Source organism: Candidatus Polarisedimenticolia bacterium, assembly GCA_035764505.1.
Lineage (GTDB): Bacteria > Acidobacteriota > Polarisedimenticolia > Gp22-AA2 > AA152 > AA152.
Map to the genome: position 1 here is coordinate 1 of DASTZC010000246.1, position 10,021 is coordinate 10,021.

Annotated in this window: 9 protein-coding genes; 7 read left to right on the forward strand and 2 right to left on the reverse strand. The window is 66.2% G+C overall.

Features of this window, described 5'->3' with window-relative positions:
* Positions 1–63 precede the first annotated feature (63 nt).
* From VFW45_16045 to VFW45_16055, 3 genes are all read left to right on the forward strand, one after another.
* Complete coding sequence (locus tag VFW45_16045; GenBank protein HEU5182298.1) at positions 64–489, forward strand: YciI family protein; 426 nt, start codon at positions 64–66, stop codon at positions 487–489.
* A 72-nt stretch (positions 490–561) separates the two neighbouring features.
* Positions 562–897, forward strand: coding sequence for a winged helix-turn-helix domain-containing protein (locus VFW45_16050; protein HEU5182299.1), 336 nt, complete (start codon positions 562–564; stop codon positions 895–897).
* Positions 894–1,460 carry a hypothetical protein gene (locus tag VFW45_16055; protein HEU5182300.1) on the forward strand — a complete coding sequence of 189 codons (567 nt, stop codon included), beginning with the start codon at positions 894–896 and terminating at the stop codon, positions 1,458–1,460. The genes VFW45_16050 and VFW45_16055 overlap by 4 nt, the downstream gene beginning before the upstream one ends.
* A gap of 11 nt (positions 1,461–1,471) precedes the next feature.
* On the opposite strand, the gene VFW45_16060 is transcribed toward VFW45_16055, so the two are convergent.
* Positions 1,472–1,948, reverse strand: coding sequence for a GFA family protein (locus VFW45_16060; GenBank protein HEU5182301.1), 477 nt, complete (start codon positions 1,946–1,948; stop codon positions 1,472–1,474).
* Between the two features lie 613 nt (positions 1,949–2,561).
* On the opposite strand from VFW45_16060, the gene VFW45_16065 reads away from it, so the two are divergent.
* From VFW45_16065 to VFW45_16080, 4 genes are read left to right on the forward strand one after another with little or no spacing between them, the layout of a single operon-like run.
* Positions 2,562–3,494: an HlyD family efflux transporter periplasmic adaptor subunit gene (locus VFW45_16065; GenBank protein HEU5182302.1), complete on the forward strand. Its 933-nt coding sequence runs from the start codon at positions 2,562–2,564 to the stop codon at positions 3,492–3,494.
* Positions 3,491–4,438, forward strand: coding sequence for an ABC transporter ATP-binding protein (locus VFW45_16070; protein HEU5182303.1), 948 nt, complete (start codon positions 3,491–3,493; stop codon positions 4,436–4,438). The genes VFW45_16065 and VFW45_16070 overlap by 4 nt, the downstream gene beginning before the upstream one ends.
* Positions 4,435–5,568 (forward strand): ABC transporter permease, encoded by a 1,134-nt coding sequence (locus tag VFW45_16075; GenBank protein HEU5182304.1) that lies wholly within the window; start codon positions 4,435–4,437, stop codon positions 5,566–5,568. Before VFW45_16070 ends, VFW45_16075 begins: the two co-directional genes overlap by 4 nt.
* A gap of 1 nt (position 5,569) precedes the next feature.
* A complete protein-coding gene (locus VFW45_16080; protein HEU5182305.1) occupies positions 5,570–7,066 on the forward strand; it encodes an efflux transporter outer membrane subunit in 1,497 nt (498 codons plus the stop codon).
* Between the two features lie 114 nt (positions 7,067–7,180).
* Here the strand turns inward: VFW45_16080 and VFW45_16085 are convergent, their stop codons facing one another.
* Positions 7,181–9,907, reverse strand: a complete 2,727-nt coding sequence (locus VFW45_16085; protein HEU5182306.1) for a S8 family serine peptidase — start codon at positions 9,905–9,907, stop codon at positions 7,181–7,183.
* Positions 9,908–10,021: the final 114 nt, after the last annotated feature.

Below are 10,021 nucleotides of genomic sequence, written 5' to 3' on the forward strand. Positions count from 1 at the left end.
CGCCGTTCGACCTATCCATGGAGGCGGGGATGGACCCCGCCTCCCTAATCAGGAGATACGACGATGCGCGTGATGGTGATCGTGAAGGCGACCAAGGACTCCGAGGCCGGCGTCATGCCTTCGGAGCGGCTTCTGAGCGACATGATGAAGTTCAACGAGGAGCTGGTGAAGGCGGGGATCATGCAGGCGGGTGACGGCTTGCAGCCGAGCTCGAGAGGGAAGAGGGTGAAGTTCAGCGGCAGCGGGCGCACTGTGGTCGACGGTCCTTTCTCCGAGACCAAGGAGCTCATCGCGGGCTACTGGCTGTGGCAGGTGAAGTCGATGGACGAGGCTGTCGAATGGGTCAAGCGCTGTCCAAACCCCATGCCGGGCGATTCGGAGATCGAGATTCGCCCCCTCTACGAGGTTACCGATCTCGACGCATCACCCGAGCTGGTTGCCAGGGAGAAGGAGCTCACCAGGAAGATCGAAGCCCAGAAGAAGAGCTGAGGGAAGCCGCTCGGGTCTCCGTGGTGGGGAGCCTCTTGACATAGACCAATAAATATGGTCATATGACCAAGTATGTTGGTCTCTCGATCCTCTCCCTTCGGCGGACGGGTACGGTCTCAGGTCCTGGTGGCCCTGAGCCTGCTGGAAGAAAGCTTCCCCAGAGAGCTCGCGCGCCTGCTCGACGTTCCTCTCAATGGGGTCCAGCAGGCTCTCCGGGGGCTCGAAGGCGACGGCCTGGTCGCCGCCCGCAATGCGGGAAGGACACGCCTTTACCGTCTGAACCCGCGATACTTCGCGCGCCAGGAGCTCGAAGATTACCTGAAGCGCCTGGCCCAGGCGGAAGACGAGATCCGGGAACGCACCGATAAGCTGAGAAGGCGGCCGCGGCGGGCCGGCAAGCCCTTGTGAGTCTGACCGCGGATTCGAGCCTGGGGCACGTGGCCGCGGAGGTCGCGAAAACGCTTGCCCGTGCCGGCATCCGGGCCGTGCTCACGGGGGGTGCCTGTGCAACCCTGTACAGCGAAGGGAAGTACCAGTCCTTCGATCTCGATTTCATCCTGCAGTCGGCGGCTTCATCCCATGAGCTCGACGAAGCGATGCGGGGCATCGGTTTTCGCAGGGTGGGAAACCATTACGAGCACGCACGGGCTCGCTTCCTGGTGGAGTTCCCGGCGGGGCCTCTGGGGATCGGCAGCGATCTCGACGTCAAACCCGTCACCTACAGGATTGGCAAGGTCGGCGTGAGGGCTCTGTCCGCCACCGACTCCTGCCGCGATCGGCTTGCGGCCTTCTATCATTGGAACGACCGACAGAGTCTTTCCACCGCCGTGGAGATCGCGCGCCGGCGACGGGTGAACCTCAGCAAGATTGGAAAGTGGAGCGTGAAAGAAGGCGCTGCATCGAAGTTCCAGCAATTCCTCGATTCCCTCGAACGGTTGCGTGGCCATCGGTCCGCCTCGAGGTCCCGGTAAGGACTCCGGACCTACGCCCCCCTCGCCAACGCCGCCTTGCGGCGCTCCTGGCTGGCGGCCGGCCAGAGTACCTTCGGGTCATAGTAGACCTCGAAGGCCGGGACGGAGTCGGGCAGCCGGACCCACGGAAGCTTCGAGCGGGTGTAGATGTGGACGTCGGGAGCGACGGCGGCAGGCTCATCGAGCGTGCCGCCGCGCACGAACAATACTTGATGACGGTTGCCATACTCGCTCCACAGCGCCACCCGGCAGTCGGGGCAGCGGAAGATCCGGTTGGGGCTGCCGCCGTTGAGGGGCATGACCACCGGTTCCGGCACCGCGCCCTCGCGCTCGACGCGGTCGGCTTCGATCAGCATATTGATCACGAAGGCGCTCCCCGTGTGCCGCTGGCAGTTCAGACAATGGCAGCAGTGCACGAACATGGGCGCCGTAGATAGCCGATAACGCACTTTCCCGCAGGAACAGCCGCCGGTGAGATTTGACTCCATGTGAACCTCCGTATCGTGGATTATCTCGCGAGCTATTCTAGAAGAACTGAGGAGCTTCTACCGGCACGGTCGTGAAGCTGCTCAAGGCTGACGGCGGGCGATGGCTCAGTCCCTGTGAGCCACGTCCAAGTTCGCCCGCCGCAGCCTGATCGGCGGCACCCCGCAGTTCAAGGTGCTGACGGCGTGCCGCATGCAGGGTTCTCGCAGACCTGTCGGGCGTAGGAAATCTCGGTTTGCTGAAGTCTTAAGAAGCTCCACGTCCCAGCTGCATGCCGCAACGCAACTCTTGGCTGGTTGAGCTGCGGGCCGCGAGCGCCAGCGGGCTCTGCTTCAGCACGACCCTGTCGCGCCCCGTGGCTGGTTGGGCTGCGGGGTGCGAACTATTGGATGGACCACCAAGACTGAACGCCGCGCACCCCGTCAGTCCTAGGCAGCCTTACTTGGCAAGAGAGTTCGAGACATGGCAGGAAGTGCGGCAGCAGAACTGCGCAGGCCGCTCAAGCCTCATCTTGCTGATACCGCGCCGCTTGTGCCACAATTCCCGACCATCATGATCACGGCGGGGCGAGTGGGCGCGGCGCGTGCACGCAGGCGGCGGATCCCTTGGGCCGCGGTGCTCGTCCTGCCGGCAATCCTCCTGTTTTCCTGCTCCCGCAACGGTCCGTCCACCTACCAGGGTTACGTCGAGGGAGAGTTCGTCCACGTCGCCTCGGGCGTCGGCGGACGCCTGGAGCACCTTTCCGTGGAGCGCGGACAGAAGGTGGAAGCGAAGGCGGCGCTGTTCGATCTCGAGTCGGACCAGGAGCAGGCCGCGGTGCGCCAGGCCGACGAGGCGCTGAGCGCCGCCGGCTCGCAGCTGGCCGACCTGGGAAAGGGGAGGCGCCGCCAGGAGATCGAGGTCAGCCAGTCGCAGCTCGAGCAGGCCAGAGCGGCGGAGCGCCAGTCGGCCTCGCAGCTCGAGCGCGACGAAGCGCAATTCGCGGCGGGCGGCATCTCCCGCATGCAGCTGGACGAGATCCGGGCGAAGCACGACGTCGACGCGGCCCGCGTCCGCGAGCTTTCCGGCCGGATCCAGGTCGAGGAGCTGACCGCGCGGCCCGATCAGATCCGCGCGCAGAGCTCGCAGGTGGCGGCGGCGCAGGCGGCGCGCGACCAGGCGCAATGGCGTCTCGACCAGAAGCACGTCGTCGCGGAGCAGGCGGGCGTCATCGTCGACACGCTCTTCCGCGAAGGGGAGTGGGTGCCGGCGGGCGCTCCCGTCATCCGCATGCTCCCGCCGGCCAACGTCAAGCTCCGCTTCTTCGTCCCGGAGGGGAGACTGAAGGACTTTCCCGTGGGACGCGAGGTTGCAGTGAGCTGCGACGGGTGCGACGCCGGCATCACGGCCGCCGTGAGCTACGTCGCCACCGACCCGGAGTTCACCCCCCCGGTCATCTACAGCAACGAGAACCGCGCCAAGCTGGTCTTCATGATCGAGGCGCGACCCGCCCCGGACCGCGCCGCGCTGCTGCGACCCGGACAGCCGGTCGAGATCACTCTCCGGTGAGCGCTCCCGTGGACCCGGATTATTCGATCGATGTCCACGGCCTGAACAAGAGCTTCGGCGACAAGCACGTCGTCATCGACGTGTCGCTGCGCGTGCGGCGCGGGGAGATCTTCGGCTTCCTGGGTCCCAACGGCAGCGGCAAGACGACGACAATCCGCATGATGTGCGGCCTGCTCACTCCCGATTCCGGATCGGGCACCTGCCTCGGCTTCGACATCCTCAAAGAGCAGGACCAGATCAAGCGAAAAGTCGGCTACATGACGCAGCGCTTCTCCTTCTGGGAGGATCTGTCGATCCGGGAGAATCTCGATTTCGTGGCGCGCGTCTACGAGATGCGCGACCGCCGCCGGGCGGTGGACGAGGCAATCGAAGGGCTCGGACTGGGCTCGCGCGCCACGCAGCTGGCGGGATCGCTCTCGGGCGGCTGGAAGCAGCGCCTGGCCCTGGCTGCCTGCATGCTGCACCGGCCGGAGCTGTTGCTCCTGGACGAGCCGACCGCGGGGGTGGACCCGAAGGCGCGGCGCGACTTCTGGGACGAGCTGCACCACCTGGCGGCCCGCGGCATCTCCGTATTGGTGAGCACTCATTACATGGACGAGGCGGAGCGCTGCCACAAGCTGGCCTATATCGCCTACGGCCGGTTGATGGCGCAGGGGACCGCCGCGGAGATCGTTGCGGGGCAGGGGCTCACCACCTGGATCGTCACCGGCGGGGACATGGCGGCGATGGGCGAGAAGCTGCGCGGCCGACCCGGGGTCGAGCAGATCGCCGTCTTCGGGGCGGCGCTGCACGTGACCGGCAGGGACGCCGAGGCGCTCGAGGCGACGCTGCGGCGCGAGACGGAAGGCTCCTCTCTGCACATCGCCCGCTCCGAGGTCGGGCTCGAGGATGTCTTCATCCATCTGATGCGCAGCTCCTCCGATAATTTCGGGGCCGTCGCGTGAGGCGCTTCTCCTTCGCGCGCTTCCGGGGGATCGTCCGCAAGGAATTCCTGCAGCTGCGCCGCGACCGCCTCACCTTCGGGATGATCATCGGCGTGCCGATCCTGCAGCTGATCCTGTTCGGCTACGCCATCAACACCGACCCGAAGCGGCTGCCCACCGCGATCATCTCGGCCGATCACAGCGAGTTCACCCGCAGCTACCTGGCGGCCATGGCGAACAGCGACTACTTCGCCTTGAAAAAGGAGCTGCCCGACCAGGAGGCGGGGCGCGCGGCGCTGGCGCGTGGCGACGTGCAGTTCGTCCTGAACATCCCGGCCGGCTTCACGCGCGACCTGCTGCGCGGCGAGCGTCCGGCGCTGCTGCTGGAGGCCGACGGCACCGACCCTTCCGCCTTGGGATCGGCCATCGCGGCGACGCGCGATCTCGTCTCCTCGGTGGCGGCCAAGGACCTCTCCGGCCCGCTCGCCTCGCTGGCGCAGGGCCTCCCCCCCTTCGAGGTGCGGCTGCACAAGCTCTACAATCCCGAGGCGATCACGCAGCGCAACATCGTGCCGGGTCTGATGGGGGTCATCCTGACGATGACCATGGTGATGATGACGGGCCTCGCGATGACCCGCGAGCGCGAGCGCGGCACGATGGAAAACCTCCTGGCGACCCCGGCCCGCCCGCTCGAGGTGATGACCGGGAAAATCCTTCCCTACATCGCCATCGGCCTGATCCAGGCGACCATCATCCTGGTGGCGGCGCGCTACGTCTTCGGCGTGCCGATCGTCGGAAGCCTGGTGTCGTTGTATATCGTGGCGCTGGTGTTCATCGCGGCACAGCTCACGGTCGGCATCACCCTCTCGTCGATCGCGCAGAACCAGCTGCAGGCGATGCAGCTGACCTTCTTCTATTTCCTGCCCAACATGCTGCTGTCGGGTTTCATGTTCCCGTTCCAGGGAATGCCGGCCTGGGCGCGCGGAATCGGGAGCCTCATCCCTTTGACCTATTTCAACAGGCTGGTGCGCGGCGTCCTGCTGAAGGGAAATGGCTGGTCCGATCTCTGGCCGAACCTGTGGCCGCTGATGGTCTTCACGGTGGTGGTGATGTCGTTCGCCTTGCGCGTCTATCGCAAGACGCTGGATTGAGATGAGGACCACGCTCTCGGCTGTTCTGATCGCGTTGATGGTCGGATGCGCCGCCGGCCCCGATTTCCATTCGCCCGACCCGCCGGCGGTCGGGCGTTACACCGCCGGGGAGCAACCCAGCGAAACGGCGTCGGCCGACGCCCCGGGCGGACAGGCGCAGCGCTTCGTGGAGCGCGATCTCCCGGCCGAGTGGTGGAAGCTGTTCCAGTCCGACAAGCTCGATGCCCTCGTTCGCCAGGCCCTCGGTGACTCGCCGCGCCTCGTCCAGGCGCAATCGAAGCTGGTCAAGGCGCAGCAGGACCTGCGCGCGCGCCGCGGCGCGACACAGTTTCCAAAGGTCGATGCGCGGCTGTCCGGCACCCGGGTCGACGTCAATCCCGAGTCCTTTGACGTGCCGCAGCTGCCGATCGACACTCCTTTCACCCTTTACGACGCCTCCGTGACCGTCTCCTACACGCTCGATCTGTTCGGCAAGAGCCGCCGCGAGCTGGAGGGGCTGCAGGCGCGTGTCGATTACCAGGGCTTCGAGCTGGAGGCGGCGCGCCTGACGCTGGCCGGCAACGTGGCGACCGCCGCAATCCAGGCAGCTTCTCTGCGGGATCAAATTGCAGCGACCGAGGGGATCGTCGCCCTCCAGGAGCGCCGCATCGGGATCCTCGAGCGTCGCGAGCAAGCTGGGGGAGTCGCGAAAATCGACGTGGTGACGCAGCGCGGCGAGCTGGCCAAGACCCGCGCCTCGCTTCCTCCCCTGCGCGAGCGTCTGGAGCAGACCCGCAACCGGCTCGCGGTCTACCTCGGCCAGCTGCCGGGCGAGGCGGAGCTCCCCGAGCTGGGGCTGTCCGACCTGCAGCTTCCCTCCGAGCTGCCGCTGAGCCTTCCCTCGGAGCTGGTGCGCCGCCGGCCCGACATCCGGGCCGCCGAGGCGCTGCTCCACGAGGCGAGCGCCCAGGTCGGGGTGGCGACCGCGAACTTCTATCCGCAGATCATCATCTCCGGTGTCGGAGGCTCGCTGGCCACGGCGCTGTCGAGCCTGTTCAGCAGCGGCACCGGCTTCTATCTCCTGGGGGCGACCCTGGTCCAGAAGCTCTTCCACGGCGGCGAGCTCAAGGCGCAGAAGCGCTCCGCCGTGGCCGCGTTCGAGCAGGCGGGCGGGGTTTACCGCGAAGTGGTGCTGGAAGGGTTCCAGGACGTGGCGGACACCCTGGCGGCGCTCGACCAGGATGCCCAGGCGCTGCGCGACCGCGCTGAGGCGGCGAGTCTCGCGAAGACCGCCTTCGAGATAAACACGAAGCGATTCGAGGCGGGGGGGATCAGCACCCTCGATCTGCTCGATTCGGAGCGGCAATCCCTGGCCGCCTCGCTCGATCAGACCCGGGCGCTCGCCGATCGCTTCGCCGATTCGGCGGCGCTGTTCCAGGCGCTGGGAGGTGGCTGGTGGTCGGCACAGCCTCCTGCCGGCGCCACCTCCAGCCCAACCGTTCCGCAGAGCCAGCCATGAGGGCCCCGGACTTGGCGTGAGCGAGTGCGAGCGAGCATCGGCTGCCTCGTCTCGGAAAAGACGAGGGCCCCGAAGCTCGAGCTCCGGAGCCCACGTCTGCTTGATTCGAAGCGTTCAATCGAGCAGCTGGTTGCCCGCGTCGCTGAGGCCGCCGGTGGTGCCGAAGAGGACGTTGACCACCCCGGAATCGCTGCGATCAACGGAAGCTTCCTCGCCGGGGACTCCGATCGCCAGGTCGCAGATCGAGCCTCCGTTGAAAAATCCGGTCACCAGAGCCACTCCCATCCCATCGTAGGCCTCCGCGGTGTCGAGGATCCCCGGGCTGCTCTGGGAAAAGACCTGGTCGCCGGTGCTGCGGAGTCCGCTGCCACCTCCGTACAGGATGCTGATCATTCCCTGGGCGTTCCCCGTGTCTGAATTGTTCTCGCCGCAGGAACCCACCGCAAGGTCGCTGTAGCCATCGTGATTGAAGTCGCCCGCTGCAACGCTGCAACCCATCCGGTCGTCCGCGTCGAGGCTTCCCTCCAGGTCCGAGCTTTCTCCCTGGTTCCAGGCCTGGTTCCCCGAGGCAGACAGGCCGCTGGAGCTGCCATAGAGGATGCTCACAATGCCGGCGTTCTCGGTGTCGACGACGTCCTCGCCGGGGACGCCGATGGCGGCATCGTCGCGCCCGTCGCCGTCGAAATCTCCTGCCGCCAGCGACGAGCCGAAGAAGTCTCCGGTCTCGGCAACCATCGCCACCTCGATGCTGCCCTCGGTAGTGTCCTGGTGCCAGACCTTGGCGCCGGTGGACAGCAGGCCAGTGGACGTTCCGTACAGCACGACGATCATGCCGGCGTCGATCGCATCGTCGATGTCCTCCGTGGGCGAGCCGATGAGCAGATCGTCTCGCAGATCATGATTGAAGTCGCCGGTAGCGAGCACGGCGCCGAAGAGGTCGCCGCTCTCCGAGGAGATCGAAAGACCCAGGCCATCTTGATACCAACGCTGGTTGCCGGTCGAGGTGAGCCCGCCGGAGGAGCCGTAGAGGATCGTCACGGCCCCGGCATTGTAAGTTCCCGAGTTGATCCCGTCTCCCGGTGAGCCGATGGCCAGATCGGCGTAGCCGTCATGGTCGAAATCGCCCGAGGCCAGCGCGGCGCCGAACCGGTCGGCCAGCTCCGCGACACCCTGGACCCCGCTGGAATCCTGATGCCATCGCTGGTCCGCCGCCGCCGACAGGCCCGCGGAGGAACCGAACAGGATGGATACGGCCCCCGCCTCTCTGGCGCCGTTGATCGAATCGCCCGGAGCGCCGATTGCCAGGTCGTCGAAATGATCTCCGTTGAAATCTCCCACGGCCAGGGCGCTGCCGAAGCGGTCTCCCGCCTCGGGCGTGCCGTCCAGGCCATTGGCGCCCTGCCACCAGGTCTGATTGGGAGCGGAGCCGAAGCCGCTGGAAGAGCCGAGATAGATTTCCACCTCTCCCGAGTCGTAAACGCTTCCTGAGTCCTCCCCCGGCACGCCGATGGCGAGGTCGTCGATACCGTCGAGATTGAAGTCGCCGCGCGCCAGGCTGCTGCCGCGCGCGAGTCCCTGCTGCGCCATCAGGAGAAGGTTCGGCGAGGTCGGCCCCAGGCTGGTGAGCTTGCCGGAGGTGGCATGGCCGACGAGCGCCGCTTCCACCTCGCGCGGCAACGCCGCCGGATGCGCCGCCAGGTACAAAGCCGCCGCGCCCGCCACGTGAGGAGCCGCCATGGAGGTTCCCGACTTTGTCGCGGTCGAGGAGGTACCGAGATTTCCGGCGGATAGGATCGAAACTCCGGGAGCATAGAGGTCGAGGCAGAGGCCGAAATTCGAGTCGCTCGCCTGCGTGTCGTTCTTACTCACCGATCCCACCACAATGATCTGGCTGACATCGGCTAATGCGAATTGACATGCGTATTGTGAGTAGTTTCCCGCCGCGACGACCACGGTCACTCCGGAGGCCGCCAGGTTCCTGACCGCCGTGTCGACCGTGGCGCTTGGGACCGCATATTCGATGCTCATGTTCGCGACGGCGGGATTGATGTGATGCTCGGCGACCCAGTCCATGGCCAGGATGTGCTCCTCGCTGGTCCCGTGACCGCCGCAATCGAGAACGCGCATGTTGTGGAACATGACATCCTTCGCCACGCCGTAGGTCTCGCCCCCCAGGATCCCGGCAACGTGGGTTCCATGCCCCGTGCAGAGGTCCTCGGTTCCGGTCAGGTCGCCGACGAAGTCTTTCTTCTCGATCACCCGTCCGGAGAACTCGCTGTGTGACGAATAGATTCCGGTATCGAAGACATAGGCATGCACCCCCGCCGCTCCCTCGGGATAGTGGTAGGTCCTGTCGAGCGGAAGATTCCGCTGGTCGATCCGGTCCAGCCCCCAGACTGAGCTGGTTACCGTTTCGGTTCCGGCGGCCTCCGAGCGGATGACCGGCTCTACGAGAAGGACCTCCGGCCGCTTGCGCATCGCCTCCAGGGCATGGGAGTCGAGTGTGGCGGAAAAGCCCTTGAGCACTCTTTCAAAGGATCGATGGATCTGGCCGCCGACTTCCCGGCTCATCTTTTCTCCGAGGCCCTCGGACGTCAGTCGGGGCTCCCCCGGCTTCCCTTGAAGCGCCTCGTCGCGCAGAACGACGATGTAGCGGTCCGGGGCGACGTTGTCGGCTCGTGCGAACGGCCGTACCGGTGAGGCGACGGCGGCAGCGTCGGCTGGCGATGCCATGGGCAGGTCCCCGCCGAGCGCGAGGGTCAGGACGCCCAGACAGGAGAACAGGACGAGGAATTGCGAAGAACTGAGTAACGAACGACGGGGTTCCCGGTGCTCGATCATGGCGGCCTCCTTGCCTTGTCTGCGCCGCACCATGCGGCGGTTCACAGGGGAAGAGCCCCGTCGAGCCGCATTTCACATGAGCCTCGAGGGCGACTGACGATCGGCCTTCATTCA